This window comes from Klebsiella huaxiensis, assembly GCF_003261575.2.
Classification (GTDB): Bacteria; Pseudomonadota; Gammaproteobacteria; order Enterobacterales; family Enterobacteriaceae; genus Klebsiella; species Klebsiella huaxiensis.
The window spans coordinates 2,440,537-2,463,080 of sequence record NZ_CP036175.1; the positions used below are offsets into that span (position 1 = coordinate 2,440,537).

The window sequence follows — 22,544 nt, forward strand, 5'->3', positions numbered from 1 at the left end:
CGGCGATGAAGCGGCAACTGGTGATTATCGGCAACGGCATGGCGGCGACTCGCCTGGCGCAGGCGCTGGTGGAGCGCGATGCGCAGCGGTTTAGCATCACGATTATTGGTGATGAACCGTGCCAGGCCTATAACCGCATTCAGCTGTCGCCGGTGCTTGGCGGAGAGAAAACGGCATCCGAGATGCAACTGCTGCCAGAAGCGTGGTATCAGCAGCATGACGTCACAATACGCGCCGGAGAGTCGGTCATCGCGGTGGATATTCAGGCCCGCACTCTACAAACCACCGACGGAAAACTCTGCTGGGATGAGCTGGTCTTCGCCACCGGATCGTTGCCGTTTATGCCGCCGCTGTTGGGTATTGAGCTGCCGCATGTTTTTGCGTTTCGCACTATTGCGGACGTTGAGGGCATTCTGGCAATCAACGGTCCGGCGGTGGTCATCGGCGGCGGCGTGCTTGGCGTTGAAGCCGCTGCGGCGCTACGACGCTACGGTGACAACGTCACTTTGTTACATCGCGGGCGCTGGCTGATGGAGCAGCAGACCGATGCCTTTGCTGGTGAACAGCTGCAAATACAGCTTGCCGAGCGTGGGATCCGCTGCGTGATGGAGAGCCGCATCGCCGCCATTAATGAGCGGGAAGTGCTGCTGGAGGATGGCCGCGCCTTTGCCGCCTCGCGGGTGGTACTGGCGACCGGCGTGCAGCCTAACAAACTGCTGGCCGAGTGCAGCGGGTTGGCGTGTGGCCGCGGAATTATTGTTGACCGCCAAATGGCTACTGCACAGCCGGGCGTCAGCGCCATTGGTGAATGTTGCGAAATCGATGGTCAGACCTGGGGGCTGGTGGCGCCGTGCCTGCGCCAGGCCGAGGTGCTTGCCGACCGTCTGTGCGGTCATGCCGGAGAAGATTTTCACTGGCAGGATAGCGGCACGCGCCTGAAGGTGACCGGCATTGAGCTATTCAGCGCTGGTGAACTGCGCGCTGATGAACAGGATGAAATTTGTACCAGCTGGGATCCGCTGGACCGCCACTACCGTCGCCTGCTGCTGCGCGATGGCAAGCTGCGCGGCGTCGTGTTGCTGGGCGATTGCGCCAGCGCCGCGCCGCTCACCGCCCTGCTGGGGGCGCATGCGCCCGCACCGGCAGACTGGCTCTTTGATCCTTCTTCAACGATGCAGCCGCGCGCTGCGGGACAAACTACCATGACAAAACCTGTTTTAGTGCTGGTCGGACACGGTATGGTCGGCCACCACTTTCTTGAGCAATGCGTCAGCCGTAACCTTCATCAGCAATACCGGATTGTGGTGTTCTGCGAAGAGCGCTATGCCGCCTACGATCGGGTACATCTGTCGGAATATTTCGCCGGACGCAGCGCCGAATCACTGTCGTTGGTGGAAGGGGACTTCTTCGCTCAGAACGGCATTGAGCTGCGTTTGCGGGAATCGGTCGCCAGCATTGACCGTGAAGCGCGAGTGGTGCGCGATGCCCAGGGCCACGAAACTCATTGGGATAAACTGGTGCTGGCAACGGGATCTTATCCGTTTGTCCCGCCGGTCTCAGGCAATGATCACGAAGGCTGCTTTGTCTACCGTACGCTTGACGATCTGGATCAGATTGCCGCCCGCGCCGCTAACGCCAGCAGTGGAGTGGTGATCGGCGGCGGCCTGCTCGGACTGGAAGCGGCTAATGCGCTCAAGCAACTGGGACTGGAAACGCACGTTGTGGAGTTTGCGCCAAACCTGATGGCGGTACAGCTGGACAACGGCGGCGCGGCGATGCTGCGGGAGAAAATCAGCGAACTGGGCGTAGGGGTGCACACCAGCAAGGCGACGACGGAAATTGTCGAGCATGAGCAGGGATTGATGCTGAACTTCGCCGATGGTGGCTCTCTGAAAACCGATATGGTGGTGTTTTCGGCGGGTATCCGCCCGCAGGACGCGCTGGCCCGCAGCAGCGAGCTGGAAATTGGCGAACGCGGCGGGATTTGTATCGACAACCAGTGCCGCACCTCGGATCCGGATGTGTTGGCAATTGGCGAGTGCGCCCTGTGGGAGAACAAAATTTATGGTCTGGTGGCTCCCGGTTATCAGATGGCGCGCGCCGCCGCCGCAACCCTGGCGGGCGAAGAGGCCAGCTTCACCGGGGCCGATATGAGTACCAAGCTGAAGTTGCTGGGCGTCGATGTGGCCTCTTTCGGCGACGCTCAGGGACGCACGCCGGGCTGCCAGAGCTACCAGTGGACCCACGGACCGGAGCAAATCTACAAAAAAATCGTGGTCAGTCAGGATGGTAAAACCCTGCTCGGCGGTGTACTGGTCGGTGATGCTGGTGATTATTCCACGCTGCTGCAGATGATGCTCAATGGCATGGCATTGCCCGCGCGCCCGGAAAGTTTGATTCTTCCGGCGCTGGAGGGCAGCGCGCCGAAAGCGCTCGGCGTAGCGGCATTGCCGGACAGCGCCCAGATTTGCTCCTGTCACAACGTCAGTAAGGCCGATATCTGCCTTGCGGTGAGAGGCGGTGCGGGCGATATGGCGGCGATCAAGAGCTGCACCAAAGCGGCAACCGGCTGCGGCGGCTGTAGCGCGCTGGTGAAACAGGTGATGGAGTACCAGCTTGGCGAGCAGGGTGTTGAAGTCAAAAAAGATGTCTGCGAGCACTTTCCGTGGTCGCGTCAGGAGATCTTCCACCTGGTGCGCGTCAACCATATTCGCACCTTCGAACAGCTGATTAGTCGCTACGGCCAGGGTCACGGTTGCGAAATCTGTAAACCGCTGGTGGCGTCGGTGCTGGCTTCCTGCTGGAACGAATATCTGTTGAAACCAGCGCATCTGCCGCTTCAGGACACTAACGATCGCTACTTCGCCAATATCCAGAAAGACGGTACCTACTCGGTGGTGCCGCGCATGGCGGCGGGGGAAGTGACACCGGATGGGCTGATTGCGATCGGACAGATTGCCAAACGCTATCAGCTGTATAGCAAAGTGACCGGCGGCCAGCGTATCGACCTGTTCGGCGCGCGCCTGGAGCAGCTTCCGGCGATCTGGCGCGAACTGGCGGAGGCGGGCTTTGAAACCGGCCACGCCTACGGCAAATCCCTGCGCACGGTGAAATCCTGCGTCGGGTCGACCTGGTGCCGTTACGGCGTGCAGGATTCCACCGGCCTGGCGGTCACCCTCGAACACCGCTACAAAGGGCTGCGCGCACCGCACAAAATTAAAATGGCGGTCTCCGGTTGTACCCGCGAATGTGCGGAAGCTCAGGGGAAGGATATCGGCGTTATCGCGACCGAAAAGGGTTGGAATCTGTACGTTTGCGGCAACGGCGGCATGAAGCCGCGTCATGCCGACCTGTTCGCCAGCGACCTTGATGAAGCAACGCTTATCCGCAGTATTGACCGACTGCTGATGTTCTATATTCGCACCGCCGATCGACTGCAGCGCACCAGTACCTGGATGGATAACCTTGAGGGCGGAGTCGACTATCTGCGTGAAGTTATCCTTGAAGACAGTCTCGGGATTGGCGAAGAGCTGGAGCAGGAGATGGCGCGGGTGGTGGACAGCTACCAGTGTGAATGGCAAACCACCCTTAACGATCCGCAGCGGCTGGCGCTGTTCCGCTCTTACGTCAATAGCGATGAGCCGGACGAGGCGGTACAGCGGCAAACCTTGCGCGGTCAACCGCAACTGGCCCCGACCGCTGCGCTGGCTGAACCGACGCTGCCGTCTCGTCCGTGGCAGGCTATTTGCGATCTTGATGCCATTCCGCCGCAGGCGGGCATTGGCGCGCGGCTCGGAGAGCGGCAGATAGCGCTGTTCCGCTTTGATGACCAGGTCTATGCCCTTGATAACCTTGAGCCCGGCAGCGAGGCCAACGTGCTGTCGCGCGGACTGCTTGGCGATGCGGGCGGCGAACCGATTGTGATTTCGCCGTTGTACAAGCAGCGGATCCGCCTGCGCGACGGTCGTCAGTGTGACGGTAGTGAACGGTCGGTACGCGCCTGGCCGGTGAAAATTGAGAATGGCAAGGTGTGGGTCGGCAACCAGCAACTGCTCGTTCGCGCGGAGGCCTCCTGATGACCGAAACCCGGACGACGTGTCCCTATTGTGGCGTGGGCTGTGGCGTTATTGCCAGCCTGAATGCGCAGGGTCAGGTGACTGTGCGCGGCGATGAGCGGCATCCGGCGAACTTTGGTCGCCTGTGCGTTAAGGGCGCGGCGCTGGGTGAAACCGTCTCGCTGGAGGGAAGAATGCTATTCCCTGAAGTCGATGGCGAACGCGCGTCGTGGCCGCAGGCGCTGGCGGCAACCGGTTCGCGTCTGCGGGACATCATCGACCAGCATGGGCCGCAGGCGGTGGCGTTCTATGCCTCCGGACAGCTGCTGACCGAGGATTACTACGCCGCGAATAAGCTGATGAAGGGGTTTATTGGCGCGGCGAATATCGATACTAACTCACGGCTGTGTATGTCTTCGGCGGTCACTGGCTATAAACGTGCGCTGGGGGCGGACGTGGTGCCGTGCAGTTATGAGGATGTGGAAAACAGCGATCTGGTAGTGTTAGTCGGATCGAACGCCGCCTGGGCGCATCCAGTGCTCTACCAGCGGCTGGTGCAGGCGAAGCGCGATAATCCACAGATGCGGGTGGTGGTGATTGACCCGCGACGCACCGCCACCTGCGATATAGCCGATGTGCATCTGGCGCTGGCCCCCGGTAGCGACGGCGGGCTGTTTGTCGGTCTGCTAAACGCCATTGCCGCCAGCGGCGGCATCACGGACGATTTCAGCGACGCGCAGCAGGCGCTGATGCTCGCGCAGGAGTGGAGCATCGAAAAAGTGGCGCAGTTCTGCGGTTTGCCGCAGCAGCAGGTCGCCGATTTCTATGGCGAATTTATCGCCGCCCCGCGCGCTATCACGCTCTATACCATGGGCATTAACCAATCCGCCAGCGGTAGCGATAAATGCAACGCCATCATTAACGTTCACCTGGCGAGCGGAAAATATGGCCGTCCGGGCTGCGGTCCGTTTTCGCTGACCGGTCAACCCAATGCCATGGGCGGGCGTGAGGTGGGCGGACTGGCAACCATGCTGGCGGCGCATATGAATTTTGAAACCGACGATTTACAGCGCCTGGCGCGATTCTGGGGTACCGAGCGGCTGGCGCAAACGCCAGGGCTGACGGCAGTGGATCTGTTCGCCGCTATTGGTCGCGGCGAGGTAAAAGCGGTGTGGATTATGGGCACCAATCCGGTAGTGTCGCTGCCGGACAGTCATGCGGTGAGTGACGCCCTGGCGAGGTGCCCGCTGGTGATTGTCTCGGATGTGGTTGCCGATACCGATACCGGACGCTTCGCCCATATTCGTTTTCCGGCGCTGGCGTGGGGAGAGAAGAACGGCACCGTGACCAACTCTGAGCGGCGGATCTCTCGCCAGCGCGCGTTTCTGCCGTCGCCTGGAGAGGCGAAAGCCGACTGGTGGATCGTTGCTCGCGTGGCGCAAGAGCTGGGCTTTGGCTCCGCCTTTGCCTGGCAGCATTCTCATGACGTATTCAACGAGCACGCCGCGCTGTCGGGTTTTGAAAATAACGGCCAGCGAGCGTTTGATATCGGCGGGCTGGCGAACCTCAGCCGTGAAGCCTGGGATGCGCTGGAACCTGTGCGCTGGCCGGTGAGTCGCAGCCCAGCAACATGGAGTTTGCACAAGGGCTGGCACCGGGATGGCAAGTTGCGTATGGTGCCCGTCGCCCCGCAACCGACCCGGGCGACGACCGATGCGTTTTATCCGCTGATCCTCAACAGCGGACGGATCCGCGATCAGTGGCACACCATGACCCGCACCGGCGCGGTGCCCAGGCTGATGCAGCATATCGCCGAACCGGTGGTGGAGGTGGCAGCAGAAGATGCGCAGCGCTATCACCTGCTGGAAGGTGAATTAGCGCGAATCCGCTCACCGAATGGGGTGATGGTAGCAAAAGTGATTATCAGCGATGGGCAGCGCCCCGGCTCGCTGTTCGTGCCAATGCACTGGAATAATCAATTTGCTCGCCAGGGACGGGTGAATAACCTGCTGATGGCGGTCACCGACCCCCACTCCGGGCAGCCAGAGAGTAAGCAGGTGGCGGTAGCAATTGCCGCCTGGCTTCCAGCCTGGAAAGGCGAACTCTTTTCCCGCCAGTCGGTTCCAATACCTGCTTCGTTGCACTGGCGGCGGCGGGCCGCGCAGGGCATAAGTCATCTTTCTCTCGCTGGGGATATCAGCCCTCGCCGGTGGCTGACCGACTGGTGTCAGTTGCAGGGATGGCAGATGCAGACAGCCGGCGGCGGCGGGGTCTGGAACCTGCTGGCATGGCAGGACGGAGAGCTGATGCTTGGCTGGTGGAGCGATGCGCAAGAACCGGTCATTGACGCCGAATGGATTAGCGCCGCGTTCCGCGCCCCGCCGGTGAATGCCGCCCAGCGTCATGTATTATTGAGCGGCAGAAAAGGCGGCGAAACGATACCGCGCGGGCGCACTATCTGTAGTTGCTTTAGCGTAGGCGAAAGGGCAATAAGCGAGGCAATCATCAACGGCTGCCATACGCCCGCCGCGCTGGGAGCCAAATTGAAATGCGGCACCAACTGCGGTTCTTGTATCCCGGAGCTTAAGGCGCTGCTGGCGGAAAACCTAACGCAAGCCTGAGATTCAGTATATTCCTGGAATTATTCTGAAGGCTGCGAGGGATAGCAAAAAACGATAAACTTACGTTTTACTGCCATCCTTCGTGAGTAGACGTAACCGATTTTGAGTTCTTTGCCGTTCCGTGTAACCCCGTATTTACCGCTTCTCCTGCTATTGGCAGGGATCCCCGCCCGCGCGTTGCAGGATAATCGGGCCCTCTTGAGGGAACCAGCAGCATTACCCGATCTTGGTCTGGCGCCGCAGGTTGATGATGATGCAAAACATTTTGCCGAAATGGCGAAAAAGTTTGGTGAAGCCAGTATGAGCGATAACGGGCTGACAACCAGCGAGCAGGCGCGGGTATTTGCCATCGGTAAGTTGGGGAATGAGGTAAGCCATCAGTTAGAAAACTGGCTTTCGCCGTGGGGCAACGCCAATGTCGATCTGCTGGTCGACAAAGAAGGCAATTTTACCGGTAGTAAAGGAAGCTGGTTTGTCCCGTTACAGGATAACGGCGACTATCTCACCTGGAACCAGTACTCTGTCACGCAGAGGGATAACGGGCTGGTGGGCAATATTGGCCTCGGCCAGCGCTGGCGGATGGGCTCCTGGCTGCTGGGCTATAACTCGTTCTATGACAAAGTTCTGGATGATCGCCTGGCGCGCGGCAGCGTTGGAGCTGAGGCCTGGGGGGAATCGATGCGCCTGTCGGCGAACTACTATCAACCGCTCAGCGGCTGGCAGCAAAGAAGTAGCGTGACCCAGCAGCAACGAATGGCCAGCGGCTACGATGTGACCGCCCAGGCGCGGCTGCCGTTTTATCAGCATATTAATACCAGCGTCAGCGTGGAGCAGTATTTTGGCGATAACGTCGACTTGTTCCACTCGGGTACCGGTTATCACAATCCGGTGGCGGTGTCGGTGGGGCTGAATTACACCCCCGTTCCGCTGGTGACGGTGACGGCAAAACATAAACAAGGCGAGAGCGGCGTCAGCCAAAACGATGTGGGATTGAAGCTCAATTATCGCTTTGGCGTGCCGTTAAAACAGCAACTGGCGGCCGATGAAGTGGCGGTAAGCCGTTCGCTGCGCGGCAGCCGTTACGATAGCCCGGAACGCGATAATCTACCGGTGGTTGAATATCGTCAGCGCAAAACCTTGTCAGTGTATCTTGCGACGCCACCATGGGATCTTCAGCCGGGGGAGACGGTGCAACTGAAGTTGCAAATTCGCAGTCTGCACGGGATAAAGTCGCTGAGCTGGCAGGGCGATACTCAGGCGCTAAGCCTGACGCCGCCGATAGAGGCAAACGGTCCTGATGGTTGGAGCATCATTATGCCGCGTTGGAACAGTGACGCCGGGGCGGGCAATCGCTGGCACCTTTCGCTGGTGGTAGAGGATAAAACGGGTCAGCGCGTCTCATCCAATGAGATCGCACTGGCGCTGACCGAGCCGCTGGTGAGCTTACCGGCCGAGGGCATTTCCTGGCAGCATATGCCCTAGAATACGCGCTCCTGATGAACCCAAACCGCCGCTTCCACGCGTGATTTCAGCTTCATTTTCTTCAGCATATGCTTGACGTGTACTTTTACGGTGCTTTCGGTGATATCCAGACGGCGGGCAATCATTTTGTTCGGCAGGCCCTGGGCAATCAGCTTGAGAATGTCGCGCTCGCGCGGGGTAAGCTGGCTGATGTCGCGATCGGACGTGGCGCGGTTGGCACGCAGGCTGGCTGCCAGCACTGGGGTTAATGCTTCGCTGAGCACCATTTCGCCCGCCGCCGCCTGTTGCAGCGCCTTCAGCAGATCTTCCGGTTCCATATCTTTCAGCAGGTAGCCATCGGCACCGCGTTTCAGGGCGGTAACCACATCTTCTTCATGATTGGAGACGCTAAACACTACTACGCGACCGGAAAGCGACTTTTCGCGCAGCTTGTCGAGGGTTTCAAGGCCGTTCATGCCCGGCATATTGAGATCCAGCAGAATCAAATCTGGATCCAGCGACTCCGCCAGGGCGATACCTTGTTCGCCATTACTGGCCTCGCCGATGACCTGGATATCCGGGGCCATGCTGACGAGTTGTTTGACGCCGGTGCGCAGCATCGGATGATCGTCAATGAGAAGGATGGTTGCCCGTTCCTGTTGACTCATAGGGTTCTCCTTATTGGATTGAAAGCGATTTTTCAGGGATAAAAGTGACGACCACTTCCGTGCCGCCGGTTTCCCGACGCCGCACCTGGCAGTCTCCGCGCAAGCTCTGGGCGCGATCGCGCATAATAATTAAGCCGTAATGGTTACTGCGCTCCGCGTGGTCCGGCACGCCTCGGCCGTTATCGGCTACCACCAGTCGGACCTGATTATCCCGTAGCGCAACGGTAACGCTGACGTCCGTCGCATTGGCATGCTTCAGGGCGTTGCTTAGCGCCTCGCGGGCAATTTGTAGCAGGTGAATTGCCTGGTGCGAGGGAACAAAACGCGGCGGCAACTGGTAGTCCAGGCGTACCGTAAAGCCGAAATGAGCGCTGTATTCCTGGCAGCTGGCTTCCAGCGCCGGGCGCAGACCGGTTTCGGTTAACTGTAGACGGAAGGTTGTTAACAGTTCGCGCAGTTGCGCCCATGAGGTATTGAGTTCATTGCGAATCTGCCCCAGCAGCTGACGGCTGGCATCCGGCAGGTCTTCGCCCTGCATTTGCAGGCAACTGACCTGCATTTTCATGCACGAGAGCGACTGGGCAATAGAGTCGTGGAGCTCGCGGGCGATAGTGGCGCGCTCTTCCATCACGATAAGCTGCTGCTGGCGCTCTTGATGATGGTCGAGCGCGAGGGTGCCGGTGAGTTGTTCCACAAGGGTATCAACCAGTTGCTGTTGATCGTGGCTTAGATGCCGACCAACGGGCAGAGTGGCCAGCAGAATTCCGTACTGATTATGGGCGTCAGACAGTCGCCATTTCAATGTGGTTCCGGCATCGGGCAGCGGCGGCAGATCGCGCGGACACAGGTAGCAACCTCTGTCATCGCACTGAATATCGGAGTGGCAGGCGAACTCCTGGTGGTTGTCTTCATCTTCAAGATCATAAACCCGAACTTCAATATCGCGCAGCAGAGTTAACCCTTGCAAACCGTTGAGCACAGGCGAGATGCGCTCGCAGAGCGGAGCGTTGGAGTGCAGGCGGCGATTGGCTTGCCACAGGAAGGCGAGAATCTCATTTTTCTGCTCCAGCCCGGCGGTTTTTTCCTGCACCCGGCGTTCGAGCACCGAATAGCTCTCGGCGAGCTCTTCGGACATGTTGTTTAGCGCCATACCGAGCGTCGCCATCTCATCGCGCCCGTTAATCTGGGTACGCTGGGTAAAATCGCGTTGGCTCACCGCGCGTGCCATATCCAGCAGCTGTTTCCAGGGGCGTAACAAGCGTGCGCGTAGCCAAATAATGGTAAACACCAGCAGCAGTGCCATAATGACCGCCATGATTCGCTGGATCCAGACGACGTGTTTTATCCGCTCCTCGGTGGTGTGATCGAAAGCGGTGACAAGCTGGTCGATGCGGTCAACAAAGCCGGCGACATCTGTGGCTACCGTGGCCTGATTTTGTGCCTTACGCATACCGGGTGCGAGCTCCAGTTGCCAGTAATGTTGCAGAGCCTGGAGCTGTTCTTGCTGATCGTCATGGCGAGCGGCGTACTGGAGTTCCGGACTAAAGACGGTGGCGGTCATTTCATCCAGCAGCTTTTGATCGCTTTCACGTAACGGGATGGCTGCCAACAGTCGATAGCTCTGCATGCGCAGCGAACCGGCTTTATTAATAGCGTGCGCGCTGCCCTGAACGCCGTGCACCAGGCGAGAGGAGATAGCCATTCCGGCGACACCTATCACTGTGGCCAATAGAACGATTAACACGAGTTGATTAACCAGCGTTAGCGGCGTAAAAAGACGTTTCAACATGAGGTATGTGCTCCTGACCGGCAAATCATCCGGGAGTGGCGCTTATTCTCGGACATCCCCTGGAGTATACCCATACCCCTAAAGGATTACCCCTTAATTGTCAGTCATTGATGGGCTGGTGGCAGGGGTAGGGGTAAAGACAGCAGTAGCGTGAAAAACCACACTTTTTTGCGCAGAAATAGCTACTCACTTCGGGTGATGATTTTTTTTTAGCCAAATTAACGCCCACTTTTCCTTTGATTTATATCAACTTACCGCAGGCTGTAACCCATAAGGTAGCCAGGGTTAATACGAATAATCAGAGGTGTCTATGAGTCACTCTTCAATCCCGGAGAAGACTAACAGCTCAGTCATTACCGACTGGCGTCCTGAAGATCCTGAATTTTGGCAGCAGCGCGGTCATCGCGTCGCCAGCCGCAATCTGTGGATCTCCGTTCCATGTCTTTTACTGGCATTCTGCGTCTGGATGTTATTCAGCGCCGTTGCCGTCAACCTGAATAAAGTGGGCTTTCAGTTCACCACCGACCAGCTATTTATGCTGACCGCGCTGCCGGCGCTGTCCGGCGCGCTTTTGCGCGTACCTTATGCGTTTATGGTCCCGCTGTTCGGTGGGCGTCGCTGGACTGCATTCAGTACCGGGATCATGATCGTACCGTGCGTGTGGTTAGGTTTTGCGGTGCAGGACACCTCTACTCCGTTCAGCATTTTCGTGATTATTTCGCTGCTGTGCGGCTTCGCCGGGGCTAACTTTGCTTCCAGTATGGCGAACATCAGCTTCTTCTTCCCGAAACAGAAACAGGGCGGCGCGTTGGGCATCAACGGCGGCCTCGGCAATATGGGCGTCAGCGTGATGCAGCTGGTTGCTCCTCTGGTGGTATCCCTGTCTATTTTCGCCGTCTTTGGTGGAACCGGTAGCGAACAACCGGACGGCTCTATGTTGTATCTGGAAAACGCGGCGTGGATCTGGGTGCCGTTCCTGATAGCCTTCACCCTGGCGGCGTGGTTCTTTATGAACGATCTGTCGGCATCAAAGGCTTCCCTGAGCGAGCAGTTGCCAGTACTTAAACGCGCGCATCTGTGGATTATGGCGCTGTTGTATCTTGCCACCTTCGGCTCGTTCATCGGCTTCTCGGCGGGCTTTGCTATGCTGTCGAAGACTCAGTTTCCCGATGTGCAGATCCTGCACTACGCGTTCTTTGGGCCGTTTATCGGCGCACTGGCGCGCTCTACCGGCGGGGCGATTTCCGACCGACTGGGCGGGACTCGCGTGACGCTGGTGAACTTTGTGGTGATGGCTATTTTCTGCGGCCTGCTGTTCCTGACACTGCCAACGAACGGTGAGGGTGGTAACTTTATCGCCTTCTTCGCGGTATTTATGGTGCTGTTCCTGACTGCCGGTCTGGGTAGTGCTTCAACCTTCCAGATGATCTCGGTTATCTTCCGTAAAATGACCATGGAACGCGTGAAGGCGCAGGGCGGTAGCGAAGCGCAGGCGATGCGCGAAGCGGCCACCGATACGGCGGCGGCGCTGGGCTTTATCTCCGCGATTGGCGCTATCGGCGGGTTCTTCATTCCGAAAGCGTTTGGTATCTCGCTGGATTTGACCGGTTCCCCGGCCGGAGCGATGAAAATCTTCCTGGTGTTCTATATTGCCTGCGTGGTGATTACCTGGGCGGTTTACGGGCGCAAGCAAAAATAATATTTCTTGCTGGACTGGGCGCAACAGAGTTGCGCCCTTTTTATAACGAATAAATGCTGCTCAGAAATAACGCTTCCGGCGAGGAATCCCAACTGGTGATAGGCTTCCCACTGGGCTTCATCGAAAAATTGATCGCCCGTTGTTTGCTGTGGGAACGTGTCATTTCGTCCGGCGTAGCTGGCAGTGGCAAGATCCATCCCCGGCAATAAATGCGGTTTAATAATGAGTAATTGTCCGGTTTTTTTCGCAAAGCCATTGATCTCTGGATAATGAACGATCGCCTGGAGTAAGGCTGGTGAAGGTTGTTTTACTTTTAATGCCGATTGCGAGGTATAGTCGCTGTTAATAGGGGTTTTAAACACAATATCAATTGCCATATCAATTTTGGCTTTACGTACCAGGTTCTCAAGATCGTCGAATAAAAAATGAGGGTCGGCACCACAATCCGCGACGACAATTGAATCTAACCTGCGTTTCAGCAATGGGTAAACGCCCGTATTTTCAAAATGACCGCCATCTGTCAAATACCATTTCTCATTGCTCAATCCGGGGAAGCGGGCGAACATTTCAGCAAAAAGATAAGTTAAATGCGTGTGCGGCCATTTCAATCCAGGCGCATTATCTTTGCGCTTTGCTTGTCGACTGGGAGAGAGGTTTTTTGACCAAAAGCCCAGCCGACCGCCAACTAAATAGATCATAAATGCCAGGCCTGGCGATGTCTTTGAACCCATGCCCGTTGAGACCGCTGCGCCGGAAATAGCAAGCCACTGTGATAGCGTGGTGTGATTGAGGTTCTGCGGGGATTCAGGAAACTGGGTACCGGTTTCAACGCCAAACGAACTGACCGTCAGGGCAATGCCTTTTCGGTCAGCATTATAGTTGTCGCTGCGATCGTCGATGGTCTGGTTAATACAGCTGGTGATTAAATGAATCGGACCGCCGTAATTGTGCGGCGCGTAATTCTCCATTGCCACATCATCGCCCGCCACCGTGGTGGTGATTTTTTCAATTGCATCCATCGCGCCAGGTAACTTGTCATCCAATGGGTTTTGCGGGAAACGCGGTTTGGTCGCTTTATTTTGTTTATGGGGATAGTTTCCTGTTGAGACCCAGGCGCGTTCGATACGCGCCCGATACAGATTATGCAGTGAGCTGAGATTAAGAAACTCAATAAAACGAGGCTGTTTACCTAACAGCCACAGAATAAGTAATGCCGTCAGTGCAGTCATCAAAGGTAAATAATTAAACCCGGCCAGAGGAACGTTCAAAACCGTTGAAATCTCGATCAGAGCAGCACAGACCGTTGTCAGACAAAAAAGCATCAGTAGATAGCCTGCGATGTTTCCGGCAAGCATAAGATTAAATGAGATTCGCTTATTACCGGCTGAAATTCGCGAGAGGAGCCAGTTGATAAGCTGGGTTTCTTTTAGCAGGCGAACTGCCGCTATGCTTAACGGACTGGAAATCAACATTATGCTGGTATTTGGGCCATGAAAGAGCGAAAACCACAGTAAAAATCCCGCCCGGTTAAGTCCCCATAAGGCGGCGAGGAGGGTGATAATCAGTAGATCCCAGGTGAGAGCCTGAGTTAAGGCCAGGCGAAATGCTGCTAAGTCTTTTATCTGCCGAAAGATATGCACCCAGGGAGCCATACAAATAAGCCAGATCAGCAGTGAAAGTTCCCAGGGGACTGGGCTCAAAAAGAGAAAGACCAGGCACAGCAGAACGCTGATGCCCAGCCCAAGGAGAAGCCAGTCCTGGTGTTGACGAAAGTACCAATAGGAAATTGCCAACCAGGCCGCCAGTGCTGCGGGGATCGCCACCAGGAGGGGAAAATGTTTAAGATCTGGAGGAAGCAGAAGTTGTAATTGCAAGGCCAGGCCTGCACAGATAATGCAGAGTAAGGTGACAAAAAATAGCGAGGCGAAAAATGAGCGGAGAATCTGGCCGAAAGAAAGCGCAATATCTCGTGTTCCCGCAGGAGTGAGATAGCGGCCGTTATTGCGTAGCCATCCCAGCAGCAGCGAATTGTCTTTTCCTAAACCCGCTTCGACAGCAAGTGGACCGATCCCTTCCTGATAGCAACGTCCCAGCATTCCCCCCGTATATCCTCCGCCGGAGACCGTTGAGAGATAGTCAAACTTGTGCAGTAGTTCGTTTTTCGCCAGTGCCCTTAGCAACCCGAGGCTGAACGTCGCACTGCGGATTCCGCCACCGGAAAGCGCCAGACCATAAATCCCGGTGCACGGTTTTAATTCTGGCTCGTCACCATGAAGTGCAGCGGTGTCCGATTGATTCTCTGGCCGGAGTAATTTGCGGCGGAGATTAATAGCCTTTTGTTCATTAGCGGGTAATGCATTGAATTTCAATCGAGTATTTTCATTGCACATGGGGATACCATCGAGGGGGGTTAGCGAGACGGTATTTTTAGTGTAGCCAGCCGGGAATCAATGGTGAGGATATATTTTAACGCTTGGGTAAAAGCGGATACCACCTAATAACTGGTTAAGAGTTCATGAAGAGGTAAATAAAGAGAATTTATTATAAAAACCAATAAAAACATATAGATAAAAAATAGATAAATATACCACCTAGGTGGTATTTTTTATTTTCTATATAAATCGTACGGATACCGTGGTTGATCGTTATCAATTCTCTCCCTCTTTCATAGCGTTACCTTCGCTGCAAATCCAGCAATGTCGATTTATCAGAGAGCCGTCAGGCTCCACACAGGAGAGACCCGATGAGTAAATTCCTGGACCGGTTTCGCTACTTCAAACAGAAGGGCGAGACCTTTGCCGATGGGCACGGCCAGCTTCTTAACACCAACCGGGATTGGGAGGATGGATACCGCCAGCGTTGGCAGCACGATAAAGTTGTGCGCTCCACTCACGGTGTAAACTGCACCGGCTCATGCAGCTGGAAGATTTATGTCAAAAATGGCCTCGTCACCTGGGAAACCCAGCAGACTGACTATCCGCGTACCCGTCCGGATCTGCCCAACCACGAACCTCGCGGCTGCCCGCGCGGAGCCAGCTACTCCTGGTATCTCTACAGCGCCAACCGCCTGAAATATCCGCTGATGCGTAAGCGCCTGATGAAAATGTGGCGTGAAGCTAAGGTGCAGCATAGCGATCCAGTCGCTGCCTGGGCTTCCATTATTGAAGATGCCGACAAGGCAAAAAGCTTCAAACAGGCGCGCGGTCGCGGCGGCTTTGTGCGCTCCTCCTGGCAGGAAGTGAACGAGCTGATTGCAGCCTCCAACGTTTACACTGTTAAAACCTACGGCCCGGACCGCGTGGCTGGATTCTCGCCCATTCCGGCCATGTCGATGGTTTCTTACGCCTCCGGCGCACGTTATCTGTCGCTGATTGGCGGCACCTGTCTGAGCTTCTACGACTGGTATTGTGACTTACCTCCTGCGTCGCCGCAGACCTGGGGTGAGCAGACCGATGTTCCGGAATCCGCTGACTGGTACAACTCCAGCTACATCATCGCCTGGGGCTCTAACGTTCCACAAACCCGTACGCCAGATGCGCACTTCTTTACTGAAGTTCGTTATAAAGGCACCAAAACCGTTGCTATCACCCCGGACTACGCCGAAATCGCTAAACTGTGCGACCTGTGGTTGGCACCGAAACAGGGTACTGATGCAGCAATGGCGCTGGCAATGGGTCACGTGATGTTGCGTGAATTCCACCTCGATAAACCAAGTCAGTACTTCACCGACTACGTTCGTCGCTACACCGACTTCCCGATGCTGGTCATGCTTGAAGAGCGCGAAGGTTATTATGCTGCGGGCCGTATGTTGCGTGCTGCTGACCTGGTTGACTCTCTGGGTCAGGAAAATAATCCGGAATGGAAAACCGTCGCGGTTAATACCGACGGCGATATGGTGGCACCGAACGGTTCTATCGGTTTCCGTTGGGGCGAAAAAGGTAAATGGAACCTTGAGCAACGCGACGGTAAATCCGGTGATGAAACCGAACTGCAACTGAGCCTGCTGGGTAGCCATGACGACGTGGCGCAGGTCGGCTTCCCGTACTTTGGCGGCGAAGGCACCGAACACTTCACAAACGTCGAGCTGGAAAATATCCTGCTGCACAAACTGCCGGTGAAACGCCTGCAACTGGCCGACGGCACTACCGCGCTGGTGACCACCGTTTACGACCTGACCATGGCCAACTACGGTCTGGAACGGGGTTTGAGCGATGAAAACTGTGCAACCAGCTACGAAGATATTAAAGCGTACACTCCGGCGTGGGCTGAGAAAATCACCGGTGTTCCGCGCGCGCAGATCATCCGTACCGCGCGTGAATTTGCCGACAACGCAGATAAGACGCACGGTCGTTCGATGATAATCGTCGGCGCTGGCCTGAACCACTGGTATCACCTCGATATGAACTATCGTGGCCTGATCAATATGCTGGTATTCTGCGGTTGTATCGGTCAGAGCGGCGGCGGTTGGGCCCACTACGTCGGTCAGGAAAAACTGCGTCCGCAGACCGGCTGGCAGCCGCTGGCGTTTGCCCTTGACTGGCAGCGTCCGGCGCGCCACATGAACAGCACTTCCTACTTCTACAATCACTCCAGCCAATGGCGTTATGAGTCGGTTACCGCGCAGGAACTGTTGTCACCGATGGCGGATAAATCTCGCTACACCGGTCATCTGCTGGACTTTAACGTCCGTGCAGAACGTATGGGCTGGCTGCCGTCTGCACCGCAGTTAGGCACAAACCCACTGCGTATTGTTGATGATGCGAAGAAAGCCGAGATGGATCCGGTTGATTACACCGTTAAGGCGCTGAAAGAAGGCACCATTCGTTTTGCGGCTGAACAGCCGGAAAACGGTAAAAACCATCCACGTAACCTGTTCATCTGGCGCTCTAACCTGCTGGGCTCTTCCGGTAAAGGCCATGAATACATGCTGAAATATCTGCTGGGTACCGAACACGGTATACAGGGGCTGGATCTCGGCAAGCAGGGCGGTCTGAAGCCAGAAGAAGTGGAATGGCAGGATAACGGCCTCGACGGTAAATTGGATCTGGTGGTCACGCTGGACTTCCGTCTGTCGAGCACCTGTCTGTATTCCGATATCGTGCTGCCAACGGCAACCTGGTATGAAAAAGACGACATGAATACGTCGGATATGCATCCGTTTATTCACCCGCTGTCCGCCGCCGTTGACCCGGCCTGGGAATCGAAAAGCGACTGGGAAATTTACAAAGGCATCGCGAAGAAATTCTCTGAAGTCTGCGTGGGCCATCTTGGTCAGGAAACGGATATTGTTACGCTGCCAATCCAGCACGACTCTGCGGCCGAACTGGCACAGCCGTTAGATGTGAAGGACTGGAAAAAAGGCGAATGTGACCTGATCCCAGGTAAAACCGCACCGCACATTATCCCGGTTCAACGTGATTATCCGGCAACCTACGAGCGCTTTACCTCCATCGGGCCATTGATGGAAAAAATCGGTAACGGCGGTAAAGGAATTGCCTGGAACACCCAGAGCGAAATGGATCTGCTGCGTAAGCTCAACTACACCAAAGCAGAAGGCCCGGCGAAAGGCCAGCCGATGCTGGATACCGCGATTGACGCAGCCGAAATGATCCTCACCCTGGCGCCGGAAACCAACGGTCAGGTGGCGGTGAAAGCCTGGGCGGCGCTCAGCGAGTTTACCGGTCGCGATCACACGCACCTGGCGCTCAATAAAGAAGACGAAAAAATTCGCTTCCGTGATATTCAGGCGCAGCCGCGCAAGATTATCTCCAGCCCAACCTGGTCCGGTCTGGAAGACGAACACGTCTCCTACAACGCCGGTTATACCAACGTTCATGAACTGATCCCATGGCGTACCCTGTCTGGTCGTCAGTCCTTATATCAGGATCACCAGTGGATGCGTGATTTTGGTGAAAGTCTGCTGGTCTACCGTCCGCCGATCGATACCCGTTCGGTGAAAGAGGTGATGGGCAAGAAATCAAACGGCAACCCGGAGAAGGCGCTGAACTTCCTGACGCCGCACCAGAAATGGGGTATTCACTCAACCTACAGCGACAACCTGCTGATGCTGACTTTAGGTCGCGGTGGTCCGGTGGTGTGGATGAGTGAAGAAGATGCCAAAGAGATCGGTATTGAAGATAACGACTGGATTGAAGTCTTCAACAACAACGGTGCACTGACCGCGCGTGCGGTAGTCAGCCAACGTGTACCGGCCGGGATGACCATGATGTACCACGCGCAGGAACGTATTGTGAACCTGCCGGGTTCAGAAATTACCGGTCAACGCGGCGGTATCCATAACTCGGTGACCCGCATCACGCCAAAACCGACCCATATGATCGGCGGCTATGCGCAGCTGGCCTACAGCTTTAACTACTACGGTACCGTAGGGTCGAACCGTGATGAGTTTGTGGTGGTACGTAAGATGAAGAACATTGACTGGTTGGACGGCGAAGGCAATGACCAGGTACAGGAGAGCGTAAAATGAAAATTCGTTCACAAGTCGGCATGGTGCTGAATCTCGATAAATGCATCGGTTGCCACACCTGCTCGGTCACCTGTAAAAACGTCTGGACCAGCCGTGAAGGCACCGAGTACGCATGGTTCAACAACGTTGAAACCAAGCCGGGCACCGGATTCCCGACCGACTGGGAAGACCAGGAGAAGTACAAAGGCGGTTGGATCCGTAAAATCAACGGCAAGCTGGTGCCGCGCATGGGTAACAAAGCGCTGCTGCTGGGTAAAATCTTCGCTAACCCGCATCTGCCGGGTCTGGATGATTATTACGAACCGTTTGATTTTGACTACCAGACGCTGCACAACGCACCGGCTGATAGCAAAGCTCAGCCGATTGCACGTCCACGTTCGCTGATTACCGGCAAGCGCATGGACAAAATCACCAAGGGGCCGAACTGGGAAGATGACCTCGGCGGTGAGTTCGAGAAGCTGTCGAAAGACAAAAACTTCGAGAACATGCAAAAAGCTATGTACGGCCAGTTCGAGAACACCTTCATGATGTACCTGCCGCGCCTTTGCGAGCACTGTCTGAACCCGGCGTGCGTTGCAACGTGCCCAAGCGGTGCGATTTACAAGCGTGAAGAAGACGGCATCGTTCTCATCGATCAGGACAAGTGCCGCGGCTGGCGTATGTGCATCACTGGCTGCCCGTACAAAAAAATCTACTTCAACTGGAAGAGCGGCAAGTCTGAAAAATGTATCTTCTGCTATCCGCGTATTGAAGCGGGTCAGCCGACCGTGTGTTCAGAAACCTGCGTAGGCCGTATTCGTTACCTCGGCGTGCTGCTGTACGACGCGGACGCAATCGAAACCGCAGCCAGCACCGAGAACGAGAAAGATCTGTATCAGCGTCAACTGGACGTGTTTCTCGATCCGAACGATCCAAAAGTGATTGAGCAGGCGCAGAAAGACGGTATTCCGCTGAGCGTGATTGACGCGGCGCAGAAATCGCCGGTTTATAAAATGGCGATGGACTGGAAGCTGGCGCTGCCGCTGCACCCGGAATACCGCACGCTGCCGATGGTCTGGTATGTGCCGCCGCTGTCACCCATTCAGTCCGCCGCCGATGCGGGTGAACTGGGCAGCAACGGTATCCTGCCTGACGTTGAAAGCCTGCGTATCCCCGTTCAGTACCTGGCGAACCTGCTGACCGCAGGCGACACCCAGCCAGTACTGCTGGCGCTGAAACGTATGCTGGCGATGCGTCACTTCAAACGTACGGAAACTGTTGATGGCGTTATCGATACCCGTGCGCTGGAAGAGGTGGGTCTGACCGAAGCGCAGGCGCAGGAAATGTACCGTTACCTGGCGATTGCCAACTACGAAGATCGCTTTGTGGTGCCAAGCAGTCACCGTGAACAAGCGCGCGAAGCGTTCCCGGAGAAAAACGGTTGTGGCTTTAGCTTCGGCGACGGCTGCCACGGTTCTGATACCAAGTTTAATCTGTTCAACAGTCGCCGTATTGACTCGGTGGATGTGAGCAGCAAAACGGAGCCGCACGCATGATTGAACTTGTGATTGTGTCACGCTTGCTCGAGTACCCTGATGCTGCTTTATGGCAGCATCAGGACGAACTCTTCGACGTTCTGTCTGAATCAGAAAAACTGGAGCCCGCAGATGCCCAGGCCCTGGGCGTCTTCCTGCGCGATTTAACCGCGCAGGATCTATTGGATGCTCAGGCCGCTTACAGCGAACTGTTTGATCGCGGCCGCGCAACCTCGCTGCTGCTGTTTGAACACGTGCATGGCGAATCCCGTGACCGTGGACAGGCGATGGTCGATCTGCTGAACCAGTACGAACAGCACGGTCTGATGCTTGATAGCCGCGAGCTGCCGGATCATCTGCCGCTGTATCTGGAATATCTGGCGCAGCTGCCGGAGAGCGAAGCGATTGGCGGTTTACAGGATATTGCGCCGATTCTGGCGCTGCTCTGTGCCCGTCTTCAACAGCGTGAGAGCCGTTATGCGGTGCTGTTTGATCAGCTGCTGAAGCTTGCCAATAGTGCGGTAGATGAAGCGAAAGTGGCGGAGAAAATTGCGGACGAAGCCCGTGACGACACGCCGCAGGCGCTGGATGCGGTCTGGGAAGAAGAGCAGGTCAAATTCTTTGCCGATCAGGGTTGCGGTGAGTCGGAAATTTCGAATCACCAGCGTCGTTTTGCCGGAGCCGTTGCCCCGCAATATCTGAATATCTCTAACGGAGGACAGCAATAATGCACTTCCTGAATATGTTCTTCTTTGACATTTATCCGTACATTGCGGGTTCTGTCTTCCTGATCGGCAGCTGGCTGCGCTATGACTACGGTCAGTACACCTGGCGCGCCGCTTCCAGCCAGATGCTGGACCGCAAAGGGATGAACCTGGCATCGAACCTGTTCCACATCGGGATTCTGGGTATTTTTGCCGGCCACTTCTTAGGTATGCTGACACCACACTGGATGTACGAAGCGTGGCTGCCGCTGGAAGTGAAACAGAAGATGGCGATGTTTGCCGGCGGTGCTTCTGGCGTCATGTGCCTGGTGGGCGGCGTGCTGTTGCTGAAGCGTCGTCTGTTTAGTCCGCGCGTGCGTGCGACCACGACCGGCGCCGATATTCTGGTGCTCTCCGTGCTGGTTATCCAGTGCGCGCTGGGCCTGCTGACCATTCCGTTCTCCGCTCAGCATATGGACGGTAGCGAAATGATGAAGCTGGTCAATTGGGCGCAGTCCGTGGTGACCTTCCATGGTGGTGCTTCTCAGCATCTGGACGGGGTAGCGTTTATCTTCCGTATGCACCTTGTTCTCGGAATGACGCTGTTCCTGCTGTTCCCGTTCTCGCGTCTGGTACACATCTGGAGCGTGCCGGTCGAGTATCTGACCCGCAAGTATCAGATTGTTCGTGCGCGTCACTAATACAGCGCTCTAACGTACTAAACCCTGCTTCGGCGGGGTTTTTTTATACCTGAATATCGGTGCTCTCCCGGCGGCGCTGCGCTTGGCCGGGCTACTAACAGCATGTCCCTGTAGTCCGGCCAAGCGCAGCGCCGCTGGGATATATATGGCAGAGAGATAAAAACAGTTTAGAAAGCAAAAAGAGATAACTAATTTAGATTTGAATACTAAATTGGAGAAGGTACTACGAGGAAGTGATGGTGGTAGGGGAAGGATGACTCGGCTGCGCCTCGCCCTTCGGGTCGTTGCCTGCGGCAACGCTTTCTCGCTGGCGCTCGAATCGAACCTTAGTCGAAGCTTCTCATCCTTCCCTGCATGGGCAGAACATAGAATTTCAGTGTTTTGATTTAGTAAGTTGCTATCAGGAAGTAATGGTGGTGGGGGAAGGATTCGAACCTTCGAAGTCGATGACGGCAGATTTACAGTCTGCTCCCTTTGGCCGCTCGGGAACCCCACCCGGGGTAATTCATATTGTAGAGGTAAAGCTTTGAGATGGTGGTGGGGGAAGGATTATTCGTCGCTTCGCTCCTCACCCTTCGGGCCGTTGCCTGCGGCAACGTTGTCTCGCTTTCGCTCGACTCGAACCTTGGTCGAAGGTTCTCACCCTTCCCAGTGAGTGCAAACTTCAGCATGACTCATTGGGGTAACTACATCGCTGTAGTGAATAATGGTGGTGGGGGAAGGATTCGAACCTTCGAAGTCGATGACGGCAGATTTACAGTCTGCTCCCTTTGGCCGCTCGGGAACCCCACCACGGGGTAATGCTTATACTGGCCTGCTTCCTTCTCGGGAAGCGGGGCGCATCA

The 22,544-nt window shown here is 56.0% G+C and carries 11 protein-coding genes, 2 tRNA genes and 2 other RNA genes; 8 read left to right on the top strand and 7 right to left on the bottom strand.

The genetic code is table 11. The features are described from left to right. Positions 1–5 precede the first annotated feature (5 nt). From nirB to DA718_RS11650, 3 genes are all read left to right on the top strand, one after another. Entirely contained in the window at positions 6–4,076 is a 4,071-nt protein-coding gene (gene nirB / locus DA718_RS11640; protein WP_112213381.1) for a nitrite reductase large subunit NirB, read from the top strand. Continuing rightward, positions 4,076–6,676 carry a nitrate reductase gene (locus DA718_RS11645; RefSeq protein WP_112213382.1) on the top strand — a complete coding sequence of 867 codons (2,601 nt, stop codon included), beginning with the start codon at positions 4,076–4,078 and terminating at the stop codon, positions 6,674–6,676. The genes nirB and DA718_RS11645 overlap by 1 nt, the downstream gene beginning before the upstream one ends. 102 nt (positions 6,677–6,778) lie before the next feature. Further along, on the top strand, positions 6,779–8,158 hold the full coding sequence (locus DA718_RS11650; protein WP_112213383.1) for a YchO/YchP family invasin: 1,380 nt from the start codon (positions 6,779–6,781) through the stop codon (positions 8,156–8,158). Here the strand turns inward: DA718_RS11650 and narL are convergent. Both narL and narX read right to left on the bottom strand, forming a co-directional pair. Next, positions 8,155–8,805, bottom strand: coding sequence for a two-component system response regulator NarL (narL, locus tag DA718_RS11655; protein WP_110274181.1), 651 nt, complete (start codon positions 8,803–8,805; stop codon positions 8,155–8,157). The two genes, DA718_RS11650 and narL, sit on opposite strands and share 4 nt — an antisense overlap. Before the next feature lie 10 nt (positions 8,806–8,815). Continuing rightward, positions 8,816–10,594: a nitrate/nitrite two-component system sensor histidine kinase NarX gene (gene narX, locus DA718_RS11660; RefSeq protein ID WP_112213384.1), complete on the bottom strand. Its 1,779-nt coding sequence runs from the start codon at positions 10,592–10,594 to the stop codon at positions 8,816–8,818. A gap of 310 nt (positions 10,595–10,904) precedes the next feature. Between narX and DA718_RS11665 the strand changes: the two genes are divergently transcribed. Then, complete coding sequence (locus DA718_RS11665) at positions 10,905–12,293, top strand: NarK family nitrate/nitrite MFS transporter (protein WP_112213385.1); 1,389 nt, start codon at positions 10,905–10,907, stop codon at positions 12,291–12,293. Here the strand turns inward: DA718_RS11665 and DA718_RS11670 are convergent. Next, complete coding sequence (locus DA718_RS11670) at positions 12,272–14,683, bottom strand: patatin-like phospholipase family protein (RefSeq protein ID WP_112213386.1); 2,412 nt, start codon at positions 14,681–14,683, stop codon at positions 12,272–12,274. The genes DA718_RS11665 and DA718_RS11670 overlap by 22 nt on opposite strands. A gap of 353 nt (positions 14,684–15,036) precedes the next feature. On the opposite strand from DA718_RS11670, the gene DA718_RS11675 reads away from it, so the two are divergent. From DA718_RS11675 to narI, 4 genes are read left to right on the top strand one after another with little or no spacing between them, the layout of a single operon-like run. Further along, positions 15,037–18,780, top strand: coding sequence for a nitrate reductase subunit alpha (locus DA718_RS11675; RefSeq protein ID WP_112213387.1), 3,744 nt, complete (start codon positions 15,037–15,039; stop codon positions 18,778–18,780). Then, complete coding sequence (narH, locus tag DA718_RS11680) at positions 18,777–20,315, top strand: nitrate reductase subunit beta (RefSeq protein WP_112213388.1); 1,539 nt, start codon at positions 18,777–18,779, stop codon at positions 20,313–20,315. The genes DA718_RS11675 and narH overlap by 4 nt, the downstream gene beginning before the upstream one ends. Next, entirely contained in the window at positions 20,312–21,022 is a 711-nt protein-coding gene (gene narJ, locus DA718_RS11685; protein ID WP_112213389.1) for a nitrate reductase molybdenum cofactor assembly chaperone, read from the top strand. Before narH ends, narJ begins: the two co-directional genes overlap by 4 nt. Next, positions 21,022–21,699 (top strand): respiratory nitrate reductase subunit gamma, encoded by a 678-nt coding sequence (gene narI, locus DA718_RS11690; protein WP_112213390.1) that lies wholly within the window; start codon positions 21,022–21,024, stop codon positions 21,697–21,699. The genes narJ and narI overlap by 1 nt, the downstream gene beginning before the upstream one ends. A 237-nt stretch (positions 21,700–21,936) precedes the next feature. Here the strand turns inward: narI and DA718_RS11695 are convergent. From DA718_RS11695 to DA718_RS11710, 4 genes are all read right to left on the bottom strand, one after another. Beyond that, a non-coding RNA gene (locus tag DA718_RS11695) (RtT sRNA) lies at positions 21,937–22,064 on the bottom strand. A 46-nt stretch (positions 22,065–22,110) separates the two neighbouring features. After that, positions 22,111–22,195 (bottom strand) — tRNA-Tyr (locus DA718_RS11700). Positions 22,196–22,231: 36 nt separating this feature from the next. Then, positions 22,232–22,363, bottom strand: a non-coding RNA gene (locus DA718_RS11705) — RtT sRNA. A 43-nt stretch (positions 22,364–22,406) separates the two neighbouring features. After that, positions 22,407–22,491: transfer RNA gene (locus tag DA718_RS11710), tRNA-Tyr, on the bottom strand. Positions 22,492–22,544 lie beyond the last annotated feature (53 nt).

Excerpts from the sequence above, each read along its gene's own strand:
- nirB (WP_112213381.1), top strand. The coding sequence starts at position 6 with ATGAAGCGGCAACTGGTGATTATCGGCAACGGCATGGCGGCGACTCGC.
- DA718_RS11645 (WP_112213382.1), top strand. The coding sequence starts at position 4,076 with ATGACCGAAACCCGGACGACGTGTCCCTATTGTGGCGTGGGCTGTGGC.
- narL (WP_110274181.1), bottom strand. The coding sequence starts at position 8,805 with ATGAGTCAACAGGAACGGGCAACCATCCTTCTCATTGACGATCATCCG.
- narX (WP_112213384.1), bottom strand. The coding sequence starts at position 10,594 with ATGTTGAAACGTCTTTTTACGCCGCTAACGCTGGTTAATCAACTCGTG.
- DA718_RS11665 (WP_112213385.1), top strand. The coding sequence starts at position 10,905 with ATGAGTCACTCTTCAATCCCGGAGAAGACTAACAGCTCAGTCATTACC.
- DA718_RS11670 (WP_112213386.1), bottom strand. The coding sequence starts at position 14,683 with ATGTGCAATGAAAATACTCGATTGAAATTCAATGCATTACCCGCTAAT.
- DA718_RS11675 (WP_112213387.1), top strand. The coding sequence starts at position 15,037 with ATGAGTAAATTCCTGGACCGGTTTCGCTACTTCAAACAGAAGGGCGAG.
- narH (WP_112213388.1), top strand. The coding sequence starts at position 18,777 with ATGAAAATTCGTTCACAAGTCGGCATGGTGCTGAATCTCGATAAATGC.
- narJ (WP_112213389.1), top strand. The coding sequence starts at position 20,312 with ATGATTGAACTTGTGATTGTGTCACGCTTGCTCGAGTACCCTGATGCT.
- narI (WP_112213390.1), top strand. The coding sequence starts at position 21,022 with ATGCACTTCCTGAATATGTTCTTCTTTGACATTTATCCGTACATTGCG.